Raw genomic sequence first — 18,283 nt, 5'->3', positions numbered from 1 at the left:
AAAGATGGGTTCGAGCTACAGATGGTAGTTTGGCTTAATAGGCCGCGACCTCGGGCCAGCGGATCTCGATGCCCTCGCGGGTCAGTGCTGCCTGGAAATCGTGAAGGTGCTTGTTGTCGGCCTGCACCTGATGCGGCGTCAGGCCCTTTTCGAGACTGAAGGCGGCCAGCATTCCGGCAACCTCGCCGATATTCCATTCGACCGGATGCAGGCGGTAGCAACCGTTGGTGATATGGGTGGTGCCGATGTTCTTGCCGGCCGGGATTAGGTTTTTCATCCGTTGCGGCAGAAGTGCGCCGAGCGGGATTTCAAACGGGCAAGACGGCACGTCTACATAATTGTCGCCGCCGGTTGATGGGTGCAAGTCAATGCGATACATTCCAATGCCGATGCTATCGCGGTATCGCAGGGCTCCTTTGTCACCACGAACGGTGTGGGAAAGGTCCTGCTCAACAATGCGGGTGACAGGCTTGATGCGGCGACTTTCACGAATATAGGGCGCCATGGCGAGGCCGTGCTCTGTGCCGGTGATATCGCCACGCAGGCGCAGGCCGTGAAAACCCTGACCGCCATCGAGGCGCGGCGCTTCCGTCTGCAGCCAGTAGAAGACCGAATAGGACAGATCGGCGGCCGACTTCAGGTGCCGTGCCTTGTCCTCTTCGGAAACGTCGATGATGGTGCCATCCATGTAGTCGATCATCGGCCAGTTCACGAGGCAGATATCAGACGTGTAGAAGCCGGGCGTAAAATTCTTGCGGGCCGCAATGCGACGAAAAATCCAGAGGTTCTCGTCACCGCCACCCTTGCGCTGGTCGGCATCGACGAGAAGCGGATCGTCATCGGGATTGGGTGTGAAGGAGCGGGTCGTGTGCTCCAGGGTGCGCGGATGCGGCGCGGTCAGGCCTAGCATCGGGCCACCCCAGAAATGCGGCTGGTACTGTTTCCAATAGTCGTAGTTTTCCGGCTTGTCGATCGTCTGGTCGCCATCCACGTGGTCGATGGCAAAGCAGATCGACACGGCCTGGACATTGTCCGGCTGCGCTTCTGCCGGGGCACTCGGTTCGCCCGTATCGGACTGGGCCTCGAAGCCCTTCGCGTATTCGGTCCCGGTCATCGGCAGGAGATCGCCAAGTTCGGTCGCATCGATAATGTAATCGGCAAAGATCACGATCTCAGCGCCGCTGTCGCGGTGGCGGACGGTGATCGAACGGACGGTATCGCCGTCAACGTCGGCTGCCACAGGCCGATAGAGCTGCAGTACCGTCAACCGGTCGGCGCCGCGATAGGGTGCGAGCATGCTTTCCATGACGGCAAGGCTGACGCGTGGCTCGGCACAGATGCGGCTGACCCAGCCGGCACCGGGATTGAGATCGCCCCAGGCACGGGCGCCTTCGGTCAGCGGATAGTGATCACGATAAAACTGGCGCACGCCCTGGCGCAGCTTGCGATAGGATCGGGTGATGCCGAACTGCTCGACCCATGTGTGTTCGTCGGACGGCACGGCCTGGCTGGTGAGCTGACCACCGATCCAGTCATATTCCTCCGTCATGATGACGCGTTTGCCTGACCGCGCAGCACCGAGTGCTGCCGCAACCCCACCAAGACCGCCACCCACGACAAGAATATCTGCTCGCATCTCTTTCACGTCATACCATCCGTTTTTTGTGCTGGATCTGAAGGACTAGGTCCTAGTGTCTCTCCCTCGACGGGCTCGCAGGGAAGAAGGATCTGAGTGCCGATGCCGCCGGTCTCGATTCGGGTCACCAGCATGGCTGTGGCCTGCCGGCCCATCTCCTCTCGCGGGATCTCGTAGGAGGTGAAGCGCACCGCGCTGCGTCCGGCGCGGATGTGACTGCCGAGCACGATCATCGACAGATCGCCGGGCACCGAAACTCCACGCTCGCGCGCCAAGATCTCCACCCGGACAGCGTCGGCCAGTTCGATGAAGAAAGCTGCCGTTGCGCCCGAGTGTAAGATCGCATCGAGGATCTCTTCGGCGGGGCGATTGACGGTGGCGATATGTAACGCCTGTTGCGCACCGGTGGCCGAAAGCGCCGCCTGGTATCCGAGCCAGCGGTCGGCAACGGATTCCGCCGGGCCCTGCGGCCCGACGTAGGCCAGTCTCGAATGCCCGAGCAAACAGGCCTTCTCCACCAGCGCGCGGGTGCCGGCGGCATAATCGCCACCGACGTAAGGAACGGGTCCGCCAGCGTCCTCACGTCGGCCGATCGCCACGAATGGATAATCCTCGGCCACAAGACGGGCGAGTTCCGCGCGATCGAATTCGCGCCCGAGAACCAGGCAGCCATCGGCAATGCGCAGTCGGTTGTTTTCTGAAAAGATCTTGCGGTTGTTGCCAACGCCGGCGCTGGTCAGAAGCAACAGGTCGTAGTTCTGCTGCTGCGCTTCTTCCTCGATGCCGAGCAGGAAGGGCGTGAAGAAATCCGCCTGGGCGCTCGGGAAGGCCGGCTCGTACGTGAAGACGCCAAGGATGCGGTTCAGGCCCTTGGCCATCCGCCGGGCAATAGGGTCCGCGACATAACCGGTGGCCCGGATGACCTTCTGGACCCGCTCGCGGGTTTCCGCCGGAATGCGTGCCACAGCCGTTGGCGCACCATTCAGGACAAGCGAGACCGTGGCCTGGCTGACGCCTGCGAGCTTCGCGATGTCGATCTGGGTCAGTCGCTTGGTTGCTGCCACGTTCTTGCTTCCATAAGCCGAAAATCTGCTAATACGTATTAGCTGCTAATGCGCATTAGCAATTTTTGCACATCTTCTGTCAAGAGAAAAAATGAACGACGCAGCCAAGTTCGGCATCGACCAACCCCAGCTTGGAGTAAAAGGGCGCTTTGAAGTGCGACAGAGATGCGCTGGGAAAGGCCTGCTTTGCAACGCGTCTGACGCTCCAGTCGCGGAAAGCCGCGAGAGCACGAAGCCTATCAATCCCGTGCAAGACTTGACACTTCGAATTGCGCGGCAAGCAAACGGTCGGCGGTCACTCGCAATCTTACGGAGAGCAAGTCAGTTCCGGGATTTTCGATATTCAAATAGTGGAGATTTCCGGAAAGTCCCCTAGGTAGCTCAATGATTTCAGTAATCCAGATGCTGGGCCGCCGCCAGATTTTGCATGAAATTTGGAAAAAATTGCATTCACGACCATATGTCGCTATAGTGAGTGCAGGAGCTAACCCATGACGAAGTTACAGGAATTGAAAAAGCATCTGCGGTCCGGCAAGGTCTACCGTCGGGAGGATCTCACCCAATGGTCGTCGTCTGTCGATCGGCATCTTCAGCAGCTGCTGGCAGAAGGATACCTGACCAAGCTATCGACCGGCGTCTATCACCGGCCGAAGCAGACCGCGTTCGGCAAAGCCCCCGCCGAGGATGACGCGCTCGTCGAGGCTTTCCTGAAGGATGACCGTTACCTCGTCACCTCGCCCAATGCCTATAACAGCCTGGGTGTCGGCGCGACGCAGCTCTATAACAAGACCGTCGTCTATAACCATAAGCGCCACGGCAACTTCATGCTGGGCGGCCGAGAGTTCGAGTTCCGCAGAAAGCCAGCCTTCCCCAAAACCCTGACCAAAGAATTCCTGCTGGTCGACCTGGTCAACAATCTCGACCAGCTGGCCGAGGACCGCGATCAGGTGCTGGCCCGCGTGAAGGAACGTGCCCTGCAGGGCAATCGCACCGCCCTCACCCGTGCCGCCAAGGAATACGGCATGGTGCGCACGCGTAAATTCTTCAACACCCTCGCCGCCGACACGCATGCCAGCTGATTTCCTCCATAAGCACAAGGATTTTGCGTCCCTGCTGCGCATCGTCGCTGAGCAGATGAAGGTGCAGCCGGTGCTGGTCGAAAAAGACTACTGGATCATGCATTGCCTGTACGGCCTGCAGCAGTTGGAGATGACGTTCGAGCTGAAGGGAGGCACCTCGCTATCGAAAGGATACCGCATCATCAACCGCTTTTCGGAGGATATCGATATCCGTATCGAACCGCCGAAGGCGATGGAGGTAAAAACCGGCCCTAATCACGACAAGGCGGCGCATCGTGAAAGCCGGAAGGCCTTCTATGACTGGCTGGCCGAGACAATCACGATCGACGGTATCCAAAAGATCGAGCGCGATACCGAATTCGACAACGAGACGTATCGCAGCGGCGGCATCCGCCTCTACTACCCCGAGACGACCGGCACGAAATCGGATCTCAAGGACGGCGTGTTGCTCGAAGCCGGCTTCGACACGGTGGCTCCCAATATCGACAGGGATATCAGCTCCTGGGCCTATGATTACGCGGCATCTCGCGTCGAGCTGATCGATAATCGCGCAATGGCCGTTCCCTGCTACGAGCCCGGCTACACGCTGGTCGAGAAGCTCCAGACCATTTCCACCAAATATCGCAAGCAGCAGGAAACCGGCCAGTTTCCCGCTAATTTCCTGCGGCACTATTACGACGTCTTCTGCCTACTGGACCAGCCGGAAGTGCAAGACTTCATCGGTACAGAAGCCTATCTTGCGCACAAGGACCGACGTTTCCCGAAGGCTGATGATCAGAACATAAGCAGCAATCCCGCTTTCAGCCTTTCCGACCCCGGGACGTTGGGGCTTTACGAGCGCGCATATGAGTGGACCTCGGCTCTCTATTATCATGGCCGGCCCAGCCTGAAAGAGATCCTTGCCCGCATCACCATCTACGCGGAGCGTCTCTAACGAGAGACGTCGCATCCGGCTGATCTTCTCGAAAGTCCACTTATTTACGTGTCCGGGTGGACGCCTTCGCTATGCGGTATTAGGACGAGCTCATACCGCAGATCCGCCGGTGACCGCAGTTAACAAACCAGGATCGACATCTTTGCAAATCGACTATCTTACCTCGCCTTGATAGGAATCGAACCTTTGACACTCTATCTCTGAAACTTGAGAGAGCCACGATTTAAAGCGATAATTTCCTTTCTTTTTTGTTGCCATTTCGTTCTGCACGGCATTTTGGGCTCGACCATTCGGGGTGATTGAAAATTCAAGCCCTCAAAGCATCAACGACAACCTTGAATGCAGGTGAGTTCTGCCGCCTGCTTGGATAGAATAGGTAGTATCCTGTAAACATCGGAGACCAGTCATCAAGGATTTGTGTCAATTGTCCCGACGCGCGCTCTTTTTCAACGAGACTTTCCGGCACATAGGCGATGCCATATCCGGCAACTGCTGCATCAATCATCGCGTATGACGAATTGAACGTCAGTTGCCCCTCAACACGGACCCGGACTTCTCTGCCATCCTTTTCGAACTCCCAAGCGTAAAGGCCACCTGCTCGCGATTGCCGGTGATTGATGCAATCGTGACCCACCAGTTCTTGCGGCGTTAAGGGAAGTGTCCGAGCATCCAGATACCGAGGAGACGCGACTGCGACCAACCGCCAGTCTGGGCCGATGCGAACAGCGATCATGTCCTTGTCCAGGCTTTCACCCAAGCGGACACCTGCATCGAACTTCTCTTCAACGATATTTCGAAACCCATTATCACTGTTCAGCTCGACCTTGATGTCGGGAAACTCGTGCAGCATCGATCGCAGTTTAGGCCACACGACGCTCTCAAGTGCATGATCGGAGAGTGTTATCCTGACCGAACCAGACGGTTTGTCCCGGATCTCCATCAGAGCATCGATCTCGGTTTCGATTTCCTCAATGCGCGGCGCCAGTGATCTAATCAATCTCTCACCGGCTTCCGTCGGAGCGACATTGCGCGTTGTCCGCGTCAGCAGGCGAAGACCCATCCGAGCTTCAAGTTTTTTGATTGTGTGGCTGATGGTTGATTGCGAGGTGCCAAGTTTCGCCGCAGCCTTGGTAAAGCTTCGCTCCTCGGCGACCGCCAGGAACCACAGCATGTCATTGAGATCTTCCCGTTTCATGGTCGCCTCCGCCTTCATTGATTGATGTCATAGATCGATAAGTCCAAGCGAATTGCAATGGCTAATCTTAATACTGAGCCCGACATATAGTGGCGCCATGACACATCAAGCTTACACCTCATCCGACTTCGACAACGGTGACAATGGCGCTGCAACCCCGGTGGCACAGACGTCGCATGAACCCAAAGCAGCCTGGGGAGCCGTCTTTTCAATGGCCTTGTGCGTGGCCGTTTTGATTGCCTCTGAGTTCATGCCGGTGAGCCTCCTCTCACCGGTTGCAAACGAACTGGGCGTGACGGAAGGTCGTGCCGGCCAGGCAATCTCGATCTCCGGGGTGTTTGCTGTCTTGACCAGCATTTTCGTCGCGGGACTGGTGCGCAGGTTCGACAGGCGGATAGTTCTCGCCGCGTTCTCATTGATGCTGGTGCTCTCGGGAGCGATCGTGACGTTCGCTCCTAACTATACCGTCCTGATGGTTGGGCGCGCTATGCTCGGTGTCGCCATCGGCGGGTTCTGGTCGATGTCGACCTCGATCGTCATGCGGCTTGTACCGGAGGATTCCGTCCCCAAGGGCCTTGCCATGCTAAACGCAGGCAATGCGATTGCAGCAACGATATCCGCGCCGCTGGGAAGTTTGCTCGGGAGCTATATCGGCTGGCGCGGCGCATTCTTTACCGTCGTCCCTCTGGCACTTGTCGCACTGGTTTGGCAGTGGATGAGCCTGCCGTCGCTTCCGCCCCGCCGCCACGAGGGTTCGTCGAATGTTTTCAGGCTGCTCACCCGGCCTCAGGTTGCCATCGGCATGATCGCGATCCTGTTGCTGTTCATGGGTCAATTCGCCCTGTTTACATATCTGCGCCCATTTCTGGAAACCGTCACCTCAGTCTCGATATCGACGCTCTCGCTCCTGCTTCTTTTGATGGGTCTGGCAGGCGTCGCCGGAACCACAATCGTCAGCCAACTGCTGCACAAACACCTCTTCCTCATCCTGGGCACGATCCCTCTCATCATGGCGATCCTTGCAGTGGGACTGATCGCGTTCGGATCTTCCCCGATCATAACGGCCGCACTCCTCATTGGCTGGGGCCTGTTCAGCACGGCCGCTCCCGTCGGCTGGGGCACCTGGCTCAGCCGCACCATGCCTGACGATGCGGAGGCAGGCGGCGGGCTTCAAGTCGCAACCATCCAGCTTGCCATTACGCTGGGCGCTTCGATCGGCGGCGTGCTGTTTGATGGCTACGGCTGGTGGACCGCTTTCCTCTTCGCAGCAGGGCTACTTGTTGGCTCGTTCCTGCTCTCCATCGCCGCATCGCGTTTCTCGACACGCCCATAAACTGTCACGGCGGTCATTCCATGCAATGCACCCAAGTGAAATCCAGCTCATCACCATTCAAGGACACATCAAATGATCAACCAAAATCAAGACAACACGATAACGCAGAAAACCACCATCGACCGCCGCAGTCTGCTCAAGATGACAGGCGCTGGCGTCGCTGCCCTAGGGGCGATGTCTATTTTCGACGCAACAATTTCAAAGGCTCAAGACATGTCCAACGGCGCCTCCAATTTCTACACCAGCGATAAGGTGACCCTGCAGAAGGTCACATTCAAAACCCAGTATCAAACAAATGTCGCCGGCAATCTTTTCCTACCTAAGGACCTCGACCAGACGTCGAAGCATCCGACGATCATCGTTGGCCACCCAATGGGTGCGGTCAAGGAACAGAGTGCCAATCTCTACGCCACCAAAATGGCCGAACAGGGTTTTGTCGCGATGTCCATCGATCTGCCGTTCTGGGGCGAAAGCGAAGGACAATCGCGCAATCTGGTTTCTCCGGAAGCCTATGCCGAAGCCTTCAGCGCAGGGGTCGATTTCCTTGGCTCGCATGCCTTCGTTGACCGCACCAATATCGGCGCCATCGGCGTCTGCGGCAGTGGCAGCTTCGTTATCAGTGCGGCCAAGATCGATCCGCGCATCAAGGCAGTCGCGACCGTCAGTATGTACGACATGGGCGCTGCTTTTCGCGATGCATTGAACAAATCGCAAACGGTCGAGCAGCGTAAGCAGTTCATCGCCACTGCCGCAGAACAGCGCTGGGCCGAGGCAGATGGCTCCAATATCCTGTACATCGGTGGCACCACGTTGCAACTGACGGCTGAGACGGATCCAATCCAGCGTGAGTTCTATGACTTCTACCGGACGCCTCGCGGTGAATTCACGCCTGCAGGCGTGGCAAGGGAGACGACGACTAAGCCGACCCTGAGCAGCAGCGTCAAATTCATGAACTTCTATCCGTTCAACGACATTGAGACGATCTCGCGCCCAATGCTGTTCATCTCTGGAGACCAGGCTCATTCGAAGGAATTCAGCCAGGATGCTTACAACCGGGCGTCCGAGCCAAAGGAACTGGTCTGGGTCAAGGGAGCCGGTCACGTCGATCTCTATGACCGTGTCGACCTCATCCCGTTCGACAAGCTGAAAGCCTTCTTCGATCAGCATCTTGCGTAGGCAAATCCATCGCAAGAAGTGGCTATTTGCAACGGGGTTTGCCGCTGGCACTGCCCCGTACCTGCCTCCCTCTCGAAAGGAGATCTGAAATGACCGACAACATCGCCGGCAAGACCATTGTCATCACTGGCGCCTCAAGCGGGATGGGGGCGGCAGCCGCCCGTCACCTTGCCGCCCAGGGCGCAAATGTTGTCCTCGGTGCGCGTCGTGCCGACCGCATCGATACACTTGCCGCCAAAATCATCGATGCTGGTGGCAAGGCCACTTCTGTCACGACCGATGTGACGAGGCAGGATGACCTGCGGACGCTGGTGGACACCGGCGTGGAAACCTACGGACGGATCGACGTGCTCATCAATAATGCGGGCATCATGCCACTCTCTCCGCTGGAGAGGTTGAGGGTTGATGAGTGGGATCAGATGATCGACGTCAATCTCAAGGGTGTTCTCTACGCATCGCCGCAGCACTCCCGCACATGAAAGCCCAGAGATCCGGCCACATCATTAACCTGTCCTCCGTGGCAGGCCACAAGCTTTTCGGCGGCTCGGCTGTGTATTCAGCGACCAAGTTTGCCGTGAGGGCCGTATCCGAGGGGCTACGGCAGGAGATGGCTCCCTACAACATTCGCACCACGATCATATCTCCGGGCGCTGTCAAGACGGAACTCCTCGAACACATTACCGAGAAGGACGTGCAGAAAGCGAACCAGGACTATGTCGGGCAGGTCGGCGTGCCAGCCGAAACCTTCGCCCGGATGGTCGCATTCGCGATCAACGAGCCCGAGGATGTTGCGATCAATGAGATCCTTTTCCGTCCGACCGCTCAGGAACTTTAAACCTTGAGCCGCAGTCCGTCCTAGGGGCCCCGTTCGCGACGGCCCCACAGTCCATGACAGTAATTTAAGGATACCCAGATGAAGAACATTGCCGCAAGCATTGCCATCTCGGCTCTCGCCGCAACAGGAGTGGAAGCCCAGGAAGAGCGCAGAAGGGTTGCTCCTCCAGCCGTCTACACGGTCGCACCAGGGCTTGGTCATTTCACGGATGACGTCCTCTTCGGTGAGGTTTGGGTAAGAACCGACCTTGCGCCTCGCGACCGTAGCCTCGTCACCCTCTCGGCAATTGTGTCTACCGGGAAAAACGAGCAGATCGCTGCACATGTCAGCCGCGCCCTGGATAACGACGTGAAGCCCGGCGAGATCGGTGAGCTCATCACGCATCTAGCGTTCTACTCGGGATGGCCGAATGCAATCTCTGCCGTCACAGAAACAGAGAAGATCTTCGATGAGCGCCAGATTGCACCTTTGAGCAACAGCGAAGCGACACGCATTAAATTGGAAGTCGCAGCCGAGGCCACTCGAAAAGCGACGGTCGATGCTGCCGTTGCGCCGACAGCGGCGGCGCTAGCTGACCTTACTAACCGTGTGCTGTTCGGAGACTTGTGGCAGCGACCAGATCTTTCAGCGCGAGACCGGAGCCTCGTGACGATGGCCGCGCTGATCGCGGTTGGTCAGCCGGAGCAATTGCCGTTCCATGCCAACCGCGCGATGGATAACGGCTTAACGCAGTCAGAAGCTTCCGAAATACTGACACATGTTGCATTCTACTCTGGCTGGCCCAGAGCCATGTCCGCGGTACCTGTCCTAAAAAAGGTTTTTGAAAACAGGAATGGAATTGAAATGAGCGCTCCACAGGCAAACATTACGATCACTCCCGCAGGAAGCAGTGCTGCGCCAGCGCCTGCTGAGTACTTCACAGGCAGCGTCCATATCTCAGCCCGTTATCAAGCCGACGCTCCTGCGCGCATTGGCGGCGCCACGGTTTCCTTCTCGGCTGGTGCTCGCACTGCTTGGCATACACATCCTCTCGGGCAAACTCTGTTCATCGTAAGCGGGCGCGGCTGGGTGCAGAAGGAAGGTGAGCCAATTCAGCAAGTCGGCCCAGGAGACGTTGTCTGGATACCACCGCTGATCCGGCATTGGCATGGGGCCTCACCTAGTGAGCCGATGAGCCATTTCGCGGTTGCCGAAGCGCTCGACGGAAGCGCTGTCACCTGGATGGAGAAGGTGTCCGATGAGGACTACGCCAAGGGCGCCGCTGAGTAGAACCAAACTATCGGCGGCGGGGTGGGTGACCACTCCGCGCATTCGATGCAAAACGAAACGGAGACGATCACGTGCCCAAGACAATATTGGCCTCTGCTGTCGTCGCACTAGGATTGACAGGACCTGTCATGGCTCAAGAAAGCATCCGGATTTCCTCAGCGTGGGGAGAAGTCACCGCTACCCTCGCCGACAACGAAGCCGCCAGATCGCTGGCGCGGATGCTGCCATTGACAATCGAGATGTCCGACCATCTCCGCCAAGAAAAGACGGGAAACCTGCCCTCTGCCCTGCCTGAGCTTACACGACAGCGAGACTTCTCGGTCGGTATGCTCGGCCTCTGGAGTGCCGATCATTTCGTGATCTATTATCGCAGCGGCCGCGTTCCCGCTCCGGGCATTATCATCCTCGGGCAGACCACCGGCGATGTTTCGCTATTCGACCGCCCAGGGCCCATCACTGCAACCCTGGAAAAAACTGATTAGGATATCTCAAGCATCGGACCCGTTTGAAGCAGCTTACCTCAAGCAACAGGCAAAACTGCAGCTGTTGGAGTGTCAATTTCATTTGCGCAAAATGACTGAAGCAATCGTTGCCTTGCTCTTGACTGGATCAGAACCTTCGACCTAAGCCGCCAACTGCGTTCTTGATAGATGAAAATGGGAGTAAGGGTTTGTATCCGACAAAGTCAAAATTTCCGACTCTTCGCGCTTGACCTTCGGACGTCAGCGTCTTTGGATTAACAGCGATGACAGTTCATTGATTTCCGTCACGCCCAACAGCCCCATGTTCCGATGCAGCTCATCTGAAAGAATGCTCACGGCCTTTGCGACACCGGCTTGTCCACCCACCGCTGCTGCGTAGAGAAATGGTCTGCCGACGAAAACGAACTTCGCACCGAGAGCCAGCGCTTTTACGATGTCCGTGCCTCTGCGAAATCCTCCATCGATCATGACAGCTGTCTTAAACCCCACTTTATCCACAATCGCGGGGAGCGCTTTCAGCGGGGCAATAGTACCGTCCAATTGCCTGCCGCCATGGTTGGAGACGATGATCCCGTCTGCTCCACGCTGTACGGCAATGGCCGCATCTTCCGGGTGGAGAATTCCCTTCACGACCAGATTACCGTTCCACCTTTGCCTGATACGGCTAAAATGCTCCCAGCTCAAATGATCTTTCTTGCCGAAGTCACGCATCACGTTCGACGCAATGATCGGTGCACCCCGCGTTGCATAGGAGTTCTCGAAATGGGGAATGCCGTGGTTAAGGATCGTGCGTGCAAATGTGCCGATAGTCCAGGCCGGGTGGGTCAATCCCTGCCAGACGAGACGCACACTCGGTCGAAGCGGTGTCGAGAAGCCTGCGCGAATGTTGTTCTCACGGTTGGCCAAGACGGGGGTATCGACCGTCAACACAAGTGTTTTGTACGCTGCCGAGGCGACGCGGTCAATCAGTGCATCGATCCGATCCGGCTCACCCGGCAGATAGGCTTGAAACCACGATCGTGGCGCAGCCTCGACAATCTCCTCAAGCCGAATCAAGGACGAACCACTCATGACCATGGCAATGCCAGCATCCTGCGCGGCTTTTGCCAGCACGATATCTCCGCGATAGGCCATCAAAGCACTGATGCCCATGGGCGCTATGCCAAAGGGTGAGTTCCATTCTTCACCGAACAGAGTGGTCTGCGTCGATCGGGAAGACGTATTTCTAAGAACGCGGGGCTGGAAAGTCATGCCTCTGAATGCGTCGGCATTCATCTTGAGGGACGCATTCGTTTCGCTTGCACCGGCAATGTACCCGAAAAGTGGCTTTGGCAGGTGCCGCTTTGCCAAACCTTCGAAGTCATCGAGAGACAGGACGCCGCGCAAACGGTGCTTCGCTAGGGAAGGAAAACCGGGAAACATGATTTTAGCTCTTATGGTTATCACGAAAAGGGGAGTGAAAAAGGACGCCTCGCGGCGCCCTTTTTTTTTAGTCTTCGCTCGCCTCGAATGCAGCTTTTCTATTCTTGCGGATGGTCGGCAGGATCAGAGTCAGCAACATCAAACCCGTTACGGCCAGAAGCACTGCACTGATGGGACGCTCGAAGAAGACCAGCCAGTCCCCTTGAGACAGCAGCATCGCGCGGCGCAAGTTCGTTTCCAGCAATGGACCCAGGACGAAACCGAGAAGAAGCGGACCCGGTTCGCATTTTGCTTTGCGCAAGACATAGCCCAGGATACCAAAGAGGATCACCAGTGCGACATCGAAACCGCGATTGCTGACGCTGTAAACACCAACGCAGCAGAACAACAGGATTGCTGGATACATCAGGCGATACGGGATTTGCAGCAGCTTTACCCAAAGCCCGATCAGCGGCAGGTTGATGACAAGCAGCATGGCATTGCCAAGCCACATGGAGGCAACCAGACCCCAGAACAGTTCCGGCTGGTTCTGGATGACCGATGGACCGGGCGTGATGCCGTGAATGGTCATCGCGCCTAGCATCATAGCCATGATGGAATTGGACGGAATACCGAGTGTCAGAAGAGGAATGAACGAGGACTGAGCGCCGGCATTATTGGCAGCTTCGGGGCCAGCAACACCAGCGATGGCACCATGACCGAACTTTTCCGGTGTCTTGGAAATGCGCTTTTCAACAGAATAAGCGCTAAAGGCGCTCAAAGTCGCGCCACCACCCGGCAGAACGCCTAGGATGGTGCCGACCCCAGTGCCGCGCAACACGGCCGCCCAGCTATCCTTGAACTCTTCACGGGTGGGCCAGAGCCTGCCGATTTTGCTTTGCAGCACACCGCGTACTTCCTTTGATTCCAGATTGGTGGCGATTTCGGCGATGCCGAACAGGCCAACCGCGATCACGACGAAATCAATGCCATCATAGAGGTCGGTCGAGCCGAACGTCATGCGGGCAGAGCCGCTGTTGACATCAATACCGACCATGCCCAGCACGAGGCCGAGGCAGACCATACCTATGGCCTTTACGACGGAGCCGTGTGCGAGAATAGTGGCTGCGAGCAAACCGAAGATGCACAGCGCGACATATTCCGCCGGGCCGAAGGAGAGTGCGAAGGACGACAGCGTCGGTCCTGCAACGGCGAGCGCAATGGTCGCAACGGTGCCCGCAAAGAAGGAGCCGAGCGCTGCAATTGCCAGTGCGGCACCCGCCCTGCCCTTTCGCGCCATCTGGTAGCCATCGATTGCGGTTACCACCGCCGAGGCTTCACCAGGCAGATTGACCAGAATGGCTGTGGTGGAGCCACCATATTGAGCGCCGTAGAATATACCTGACAACATGATCAAGGCACCTAGCGGCGGTAGGAAGAAGGTCACCGGCAGAAGAATTGCCACGGTTGCGGTTGGCCCGATACCCGGCAGCACGCCGATTAGGGTTCCCAACAATGCACCGAGGAAACAAAACATCAGATTGGTGGGTGTCAGGGCCTCAGAGAAGCCGAGCATAAGGACGTCGAGAAAAGCCATCGAAATAATCCGATCAAATCAGGAAAGGTCGTCAGAAGGGCCAGATGGGCATCTGAACGCCAAGTCCGTAAACGAAGAGAAGCGCGCCAAGCGTCGTCAGCACCGCAGTCGAGATCAATATCTCCCGCCAGCGTGATTCAGGATCGGCCAGACTTCCCACAACCAGAAGCCAGATGGTTGCGGCGACGAAACCAAAACGCTCTGCTGCAAACGCAAATCCCGCAATGGCCACAACAAGAATGATCAGTGGCTTGGGATTGATTGCATCGAGCGCTTCATGTGGCTTGGAGAGGGCCTTGATCAGAACAACTGCACCGATCAGCGCGATGATGGTGCACAGGGACTTCGGTAGAAAACCCGGTCCCATCATTGCTGGGCTGCCGTATGTCAAGTCGCGCCCGGCCCAAAGGCCAAGCGCTCCCAGAAATATCAGCACACCGCCAGCAAGAATGTCGGGAAAATCCCGATTATTGGCTGTGGGCTTCATGCTCATTGCTGCACCCAAGGTGTTGTATCCCAGATTTTCTGGAAACGAGCCAAGCGGTTCGGCATTTCCTTTTCCCAGTCTGGACCGCTGAGATAAGCCAATGGCAGGGCCATTTGCTTTGCCTGCTTCTGGAACTCGGGATTATCAAGCGTTGCCTTGACAGCAGCGGCGAAACGGTCGGAGATTTCGGCTGGTACTTCACGCGGTGCCGCAATGCCGCGCTCGGACGTCATCTCGACATTGAAACCGGACTCGATAGCCGTTGGTACTTCCGGAAGTTGAGGCGAACGTTCCTTGCCGAAAGTGTTGATCATCCTGAGGCCGGATGTGTCATTTCCACCGAACTCGCTAACATTCAGACCACCGCCGGTTACCTGAGAACCGAGGATCGCCGTGCGGGTCTCGCCAGCGCCGTTGAATGGAATGTGGGTGATGGTCGTGCCGGTTTCCGAGCCCAGAATGATGATGGCAAGATGATCGTCAGTGCCGATGCCGGATGAACCGAAGGATACTGCGCCGGGCTTTGCTTTGGCAGCAGCAACGAACTCGGCGATGGTCTTGATTTCAGATGCGGCAGGAACGACGATAGCCGCTGGATCATCTACGATGCGGGCAATTGGCTTGATGGTCTTTGGATCATAACCAAGCTTTCTTTGAACCTGCATGGATAGGAAGCCAGGCGTATTGATGTAGGAGAATGTGTAGCCATCCGGCTTGGCCTTCGCCAATGCAGTATAAGCAATTTCGCCAGAGGCACCTGGACGGTTTTCGATGACGATGTCAGCGCCGAGTTCCTTTTCAAGAAAGGGCTGCATGGCACGCGCCATGACGTCGGTGCTTCCGCCGGGTGCAAAAGCAACGATCATCTGAATTGGACGATCCTTCGGCCATTCTGCGTGAGCCGAACCAATCGTTGCCAGCAAAGCGCTGGCTACCAAAGCTGCTGTTCTCATCATATTCATCGATATGCTCCTCCCAAGGAACGCTATGCGGGCCCGGCACCCGCTCTAAAACTAGCCGGGATGTCCTCCAAGCGCAGTGCTGAGCTTGCGCGCGGCAACGCGGAGAATTTCGAGATTTTTCGATACGGCCTCTTCGGTGAAGCGTGACGGTGGGCCGGTTAAAGCCAGAGACCCAAACAGGGTCTGACCTTCACGGTAAACAGGCACAGCGATACTGGCGACCTGCGGATCACGTTCACCCATGCTGACATGAAAGCCCTGCGCGCGAATGTCGTCGTAAATCTTTCCACTCGTGCCAGTGAAGGCTAGAATGACGCGACCTGGCGCGCCACGATCTAGCGGCATGGCATCGCCAACGCGGGCGGAGTGGCGGATGGATTGCGTGGAATCGTGCCGGTGAAGGCAGACGCGGACATCGCCCTCTTTGACGTAAACCGCAGCGCTCTCACCGCTCTCCTCGCTGATCTGGGCGAGCAAAGGCTCGACCACAGCCGATGATTTAAATGTGGATTGATAAAGGCCACCGAGACGGACGAGCTTCGGCCCCAGCCGCCAGCTGGCGTCATCGTTTCGAACAAGCATTGAGGATTTAGCAAGCGAGCGAGCAATGCGCAGCACAGTTGATTTGTCGAGCTCGGTACGACGCGCGAGCTCACCCAGCGTCAACGCATAGTCAACGTCTGTAAAAGCTTCCAGCATCGAAACAGCGCGCTCTACGGCTGCAACACCTGAAGAATTGCCTGGCATTGGTTTAACCTCCCACAAAAAGATATTGTACTAGGTACAACACCTTTTCATTTAGTACAATAACCGATAATGAGGATTCGTCAACCGTCGCTCGTTCGCGAGGCGACGCACCGAAATTCGGGAGGTTTTAGTGAACGAAATCAATGTAGTGGACACTGCCGCAAGCCCATCAGACGCGGGTGCAAAAAGCCTCAAGGTTCTCGTCACAGGGGCGCAATTGGCACCCGAGGCAACAGAACTTCTCACAAAAAATGGAATCGAGACGATTTACGCGGACGGCTATAGCGGTTCAGACAACTTAGCCAATATCGCCAAGACAAATGCGGTGGATGCCATCCTCGTTCGTCAGGGCCAGATCAACGATCAGGTCATATCAGCATCCAAACAGCTTCGCGTCATCGCAAAACACGGCAGTGGTGTCGATAATATCGATCTCGACGCTGCAACATCGCACAACATTCCAGTTCTGCGGGCGCTTGCTGCAAACGCACAGTCGGTCGCAGAACTTGCCATCACCCTGTCAGTCACGCTGATGAAAGACATCGGCACCTTGAGCGACACTGTCAAACGAGGTGCATGGCCAAAGACCAAATATGTTGGGCGGGACCTTGCCGGGGCAAAATTTGGAATCATCGGCTTCGGCGAAATCGGCCGCAGAACAGCCAAGCTTGCCCAAGGGCTTGGCATGGAAACCATCGCCTATGACCCGTTTGCGGATGATGCCGACGGTACGCGTGTGAGCCGTGATCTTTCCGAAGTTCTCGCGCAAAGCGATATTGTCAGCCTGCATTGCCCGTTGTCACCGCAGACACATCATCTCATCAACGCCGGCCGTTTCAAGGCGATGAAACCTACGGCTTTCATCGTCAACACATCACGTGGCGCCGTGATCGATGAGGCAGCGCTATTGGAAGCTTTAAAAAATGGTGGCATCGCCGGTGCCGCACTCGACAGTTTCGAGCAGGAGCCGCCATCGCCAGATCACCCTTTCTGGGCTTTGCCAAACCTCATCGCCACCCCTCACGTGGGTGGGGCGAGCCGCTCAGCGTTGCGCAACATGGCCCTGCAAAGCGCGCAGCACATCGTCGATGTCCTGACTGGCACTCCGTTTGATCGCCGCGCACTGGCAAACCAAAACCTCGACCAGAACTAACCACCCAACACGAAACGGAGGATTAAACATGTTAGGTTTCAGAGTATGCAAGCGTAAGCAGGCCGTCAGCGCAGATTGGGTCGAAAAATTCAGAACCCTCCCCGTCGCTAATGTCAGCGATGTCATGTCGCGCATGACGGCGGGCGGTGCGCCGCTGCGTCCGTTCTACACCGGCCCGAGAATGGTCGGCGCCGCTGTAACAGTCAAAGCCCGTCCTGGCGACAATCTGATGGTTCACAAAGCGCTCGATATTGCCGAGCCAGGCGACATTGTCGTCGTTGACGCAGGCGGCGACCTGAGCAATGCAATCATCGGCGAATTGATGGTCGCCCACGCGGCCCAACGCGGCCTTGGTGGCATCGTCATATTCGGTGCCATTCGCGACAGCGAAGAACTCCTCGAAGGCTCTTTCCCTGTTTTCGCGGCAGGCGTCACCCACCGCGGACCTTACAAGGATGGCCCAGGCGAAGTGAACGTCCCCATCGCCATCAACGGTATGGTCATCGAGCCAGGCGACCTCATCTGCGGTGACGCCGACGGCCTCTTGTCTGTCCCGCTTGCGTCGGCGGAAACCGTATTCGAAGCCGCATCCAAAAAGCACGCAGCAGAGACGAAGCAGATGGAAAATATCAAGCTTGGGAAGAACGATCGCGCTTGGGTCGATGCGTCTCTCGAGCGGCTTGGCTGCGTCATCGAAGATTGAAAACTATGAGGCGTGGAAATATCCACGCCTCAGCCGCTGCGAGTTATTTTCCCCTTGAACAAATGCGAACCGTCGACACTTCGATTACGCACAGGCGTACCCTCGACCAGAGCCATTGCTGCTCGCCGCCTTCTCTTCGTCGGCCTCGCTTTCATCAAGCCGCCTCATGGAAACGGCGAGTTTTTGATCTGCCTCACTGATAAAATTTTTAGCGTGCCAGGGGTGAAGTT

General features: G+C 56.9%; 16 protein-coding genes and 1 pseudogene. 9 read left to right on the top strand and 8 right to left on the bottom strand.

All coding sequences use genetic code 11. The annotated features are described in order from the left end of the window. Nucleotides 1-34: 34 nt before the first annotated feature. A complete protein-coding gene (locus ATO67_RS20320; RefSeq protein WP_067653354.1) occupies nucleotides 35-1,636 on the bottom strand; it encodes an FAD-dependent oxidoreductase in 1,602 nt (533 codons plus the stop codon). A 5-nt stretch (nucleotides 1,637-1,641) separates the two neighbouring features. Further along, entirely contained in the window at nucleotides 1,642-2,700 is a 1,059-nt protein-coding gene (locus tag ATO67_RS20315) for a LacI family DNA-binding transcriptional regulator (RefSeq protein ID WP_067653352.1), read from the bottom strand. Nucleotides 2,701-3,191: 491 nt separating this feature from the next. On the opposite strand from ATO67_RS20315, the gene ATO67_RS20310 reads away from it, so the two are divergent. Both ATO67_RS20310 and ATO67_RS20305 read left to right on the top strand, forming a co-directional pair. Further along, nucleotides 3,192-3,779, top strand: coding sequence for a DUF6088 family protein (locus ATO67_RS20310; protein ID WP_060504954.1), 588 nt, complete (start codon nucleotides 3,192-3,194; stop codon nucleotides 3,777-3,779). Continuing rightward, on the top strand, nucleotides 3,769-4,713 hold the full coding sequence (locus tag ATO67_RS20305) for a nucleotidyl transferase AbiEii/AbiGii toxin family protein (protein ID WP_067653351.1): 945 nt from the start codon (nucleotides 3,769-3,771) through the stop codon (nucleotides 4,711-4,713). The genes ATO67_RS20310 and ATO67_RS20305 overlap by 11 nt, the downstream gene beginning before the upstream one ends. A gap of 307 nt (nucleotides 4,714-5,020) precedes the next feature. On the opposite strand, the gene ATO67_RS20300 is transcribed toward ATO67_RS20305, so the two are convergent. After that, nucleotides 5,021-5,908, bottom strand: a complete 888-nt coding sequence (locus ATO67_RS20300) for a LysR family transcriptional regulator (RefSeq protein WP_067653406.1) — start codon at nucleotides 5,906-5,908, stop codon at nucleotides 5,021-5,023. 211 nt (nucleotides 5,909-6,119) lie between these two features. On the opposite strand from ATO67_RS20300, the gene ATO67_RS20295 reads away from it, so the two are divergent. The 5 genes and pseudogenes from ATO67_RS20295 (at nucleotide 6,120) to ATO67_RS20275 (ending at nucleotide 11,003) form a co-directional block, all read left to right on the top strand. Next, on the top strand, nucleotides 6,120-7,241 hold the full coding sequence (locus ATO67_RS20295; RefSeq protein WP_082760365.1) for an MFS transporter: 1,122 nt from the start codon (nucleotides 6,120-6,122) through the stop codon (nucleotides 7,239-7,241). 72 nt (nucleotides 7,242-7,313) lie between these two features. Further along, on the top strand, nucleotides 7,314-8,417 hold the full coding sequence (locus tag ATO67_RS20290; protein WP_067653350.1) for an alpha/beta hydrolase: 1,104 nt from the start codon (nucleotides 7,314-7,316) through the stop codon (nucleotides 8,415-8,417). An 89-nt stretch (nucleotides 8,418-8,506) separates the two neighbouring features. Further along, nucleotides 8,507-9,252: pseudogene (locus tag ATO67_RS20285) on the top strand (SDR family oxidoreductase). A 78-nt stretch (nucleotides 9,253-9,330) separates the two neighbouring features. Next, the gene (locus tag ATO67_RS20280; RefSeq protein WP_067653349.1) at nucleotides 9,331-10,521 is read left to right on the top strand and encodes a (R)-mandelonitrile lyase; all 1,191 of its coding nucleotides are present in this window, start codon (nucleotides 9,331-9,333) and stop codon (nucleotides 10,519-10,521) included. A gap of 128 nt (nucleotides 10,522-10,649) precedes the next feature. Beyond that, nucleotides 10,650-11,003, top strand: a complete 354-nt coding sequence (locus tag ATO67_RS20275; protein WP_245304046.1) for a cyclophilin-like fold protein — start codon at nucleotides 10,650-10,652, stop codon at nucleotides 11,001-11,003. Between the two features lie 240 nt (nucleotides 11,004-11,243). On the opposite strand, the gene ATO67_RS20270 is transcribed toward ATO67_RS20275, so the two are convergent. The 5 genes from ATO67_RS20270 to ATO67_RS20250 all read right to left on the bottom strand — a co-directional run bounded on the left by ATO67_RS20270 (nucleotide 11,244) and on the right by ATO67_RS20250 (nucleotide 16,197). Continuing rightward, nucleotides 11,244-12,425 (bottom strand): alpha-hydroxy acid oxidase, encoded by a 1,182-nt coding sequence (locus ATO67_RS20270; protein WP_067653346.1) that lies wholly within the window; start codon nucleotides 12,423-12,425, stop codon nucleotides 11,244-11,246. Nucleotides 12,426-12,492: 67 nt separating this feature from the next. Continuing rightward, on the bottom strand, nucleotides 12,493-14,001 hold the full coding sequence (locus ATO67_RS20265; RefSeq protein ID WP_067653344.1) for a tripartite tricarboxylate transporter permease: 1,509 nt from the start codon (nucleotides 13,999-14,001) through the stop codon (nucleotides 12,493-12,495). A gap of 31 nt (nucleotides 14,002-14,032) precedes the next feature. Continuing rightward, complete coding sequence (locus ATO67_RS20260; protein ID WP_067653342.1) at nucleotides 14,033-14,494, bottom strand: tripartite tricarboxylate transporter TctB family protein; 462 nt, start codon at nucleotides 14,492-14,494, stop codon at nucleotides 14,033-14,035. Beyond that, entirely contained in the window at nucleotides 14,491-15,450 is a 960-nt protein-coding gene (locus tag ATO67_RS20255) for a tripartite tricarboxylate transporter substrate binding protein (RefSeq protein ID WP_067653340.1), read from the bottom strand. Before ATO67_RS20255 ends, ATO67_RS20260 begins: the two co-directional genes overlap by 4 nt. Before the next feature lie 51 nt (nucleotides 15,451-15,501). Further along, nucleotides 15,502-16,197 carry an IclR family transcriptional regulator gene (locus tag ATO67_RS20250; RefSeq protein WP_067653338.1) on the bottom strand — a complete coding sequence of 232 codons (696 nt, stop codon included), beginning with the start codon at nucleotides 16,195-16,197 and terminating at the stop codon, nucleotides 15,502-15,504. Nucleotides 16,198-16,327: 130 nt separating this feature from the next. Here ATO67_RS20250 and ATO67_RS20245 point away from each other — a divergent pair, with 130 nt between their 5' ends. Beyond that, the gene (locus ATO67_RS20245) at nucleotides 16,328-17,350 is read left to right on the top strand and encodes a hydroxyacid dehydrogenase (protein WP_245304045.1); all 1,023 of its coding nucleotides are present in this window, start codon (nucleotides 16,328-16,330) and stop codon (nucleotides 17,348-17,350) included. Nucleotides 17,351-17,378: 28 nt separating this feature from the next. Continuing rightward, nucleotides 17,379-18,053: an RraA family protein gene (locus ATO67_RS20240; RefSeq protein ID WP_067653336.1), complete on the top strand. Its 675-nt coding sequence runs from the start codon at nucleotides 17,379-17,381 to the stop codon at nucleotides 18,051-18,053. The last annotated feature ends 230 nt before the right edge of the window (nucleotides 18,054-18,283 follow it).

Origin of the sequence: Agrobacterium bohemicum, assembly GCF_001562555.1 — a bacterium.
Taxonomy (GTDB): Bacteria; Pseudomonadota; Alphaproteobacteria; order Rhizobiales; family Rhizobiaceae; genus Agrobacterium; species Agrobacterium bohemicum.
Note: the sequence above shows the minus strand (reverse complement) of the source record. Positions and strands in the feature narration are given on the sequence as shown.

Excerpts from the sequence above, each read along its gene's own strand:
- ATO67_RS20320 (WP_067653354.1), bottom strand. The coding sequence starts at position 1,636 with ATGCGAGCAGATATTCTTGTCGTGGGTGGCGGTCTTGGTGGGGTTGCG.
- ATO67_RS20310 (WP_060504954.1), top strand. The coding sequence starts at position 3,192 with ATGACGAAGTTACAGGAATTGAAAAAGCATCTGCGGTCCGGCAAGGTC.
- ATO67_RS20305 (WP_067653351.1), top strand. The coding sequence starts at position 3,769 with ATGCCAGCTGATTTCCTCCATAAGCACAAGGATTTTGCGTCCCTGCTG.
- ATO67_RS20300 (WP_067653406.1), bottom strand. The coding sequence starts at position 5,908 with ATGAAACGGGAAGATCTCAATGACATGCTGTGGTTCCTGGCGGTCGCC.
- ATO67_RS20295 (WP_082760365.1), top strand. The coding sequence starts at position 6,120 with ATGGCCTTGTGCGTGGCCGTTTTGATTGCCTCTGAGTTCATGCCGGTG.
- ATO67_RS20290 (WP_067653350.1), top strand. The coding sequence starts at position 7,314 with ATGATCAACCAAAATCAAGACAACACGATAACGCAGAAAACCACCATC.
- ATO67_RS20280 (WP_067653349.1), top strand. The coding sequence starts at position 9,331 with ATGAAGAACATTGCCGCAAGCATTGCCATCTCGGCTCTCGCCGCAACA.
- ATO67_RS20275 (WP_245304046.1), top strand. The coding sequence starts at position 10,650 with ATGGCTCAAGAAAGCATCCGGATTTCCTCAGCGTGGGGAGAAGTCACC.
- ATO67_RS20270 (WP_067653346.1), bottom strand. The coding sequence starts at position 12,425 with ATGTTTCCCGGTTTTCCTTCCCTAGCGAAGCACCGTTTGCGCGGCGTC.
- ATO67_RS20265 (WP_067653344.1), bottom strand. The coding sequence starts at position 14,001 with ATGGCTTTTCTCGACGTCCTTATGCTCGGCTTCTCTGAGGCCCTGACA.
- ATO67_RS20260 (WP_067653342.1), bottom strand. The coding sequence starts at position 14,494 with ATGAGCATGAAGCCCACAGCCAATAATCGGGATTTTCCCGACATTCTT.
- ATO67_RS20255 (WP_067653340.1), bottom strand. The coding sequence starts at position 15,450 with ATGAATATGATGAGAACAGCAGCTTTGGTAGCCAGCGCTTTGCTGGCA.
- ATO67_RS20250 (WP_067653338.1), bottom strand. The coding sequence starts at position 16,197 with ATGCCAGGCAATTCTTCAGGTGTTGCAGCCGTAGAGCGCGCTGTTTCG.
- ATO67_RS20240 (WP_067653336.1), top strand. The coding sequence starts at position 17,379 with ATGTTAGGTTTCAGAGTATGCAAGCGTAAGCAGGCCGTCAGCGCAGAT.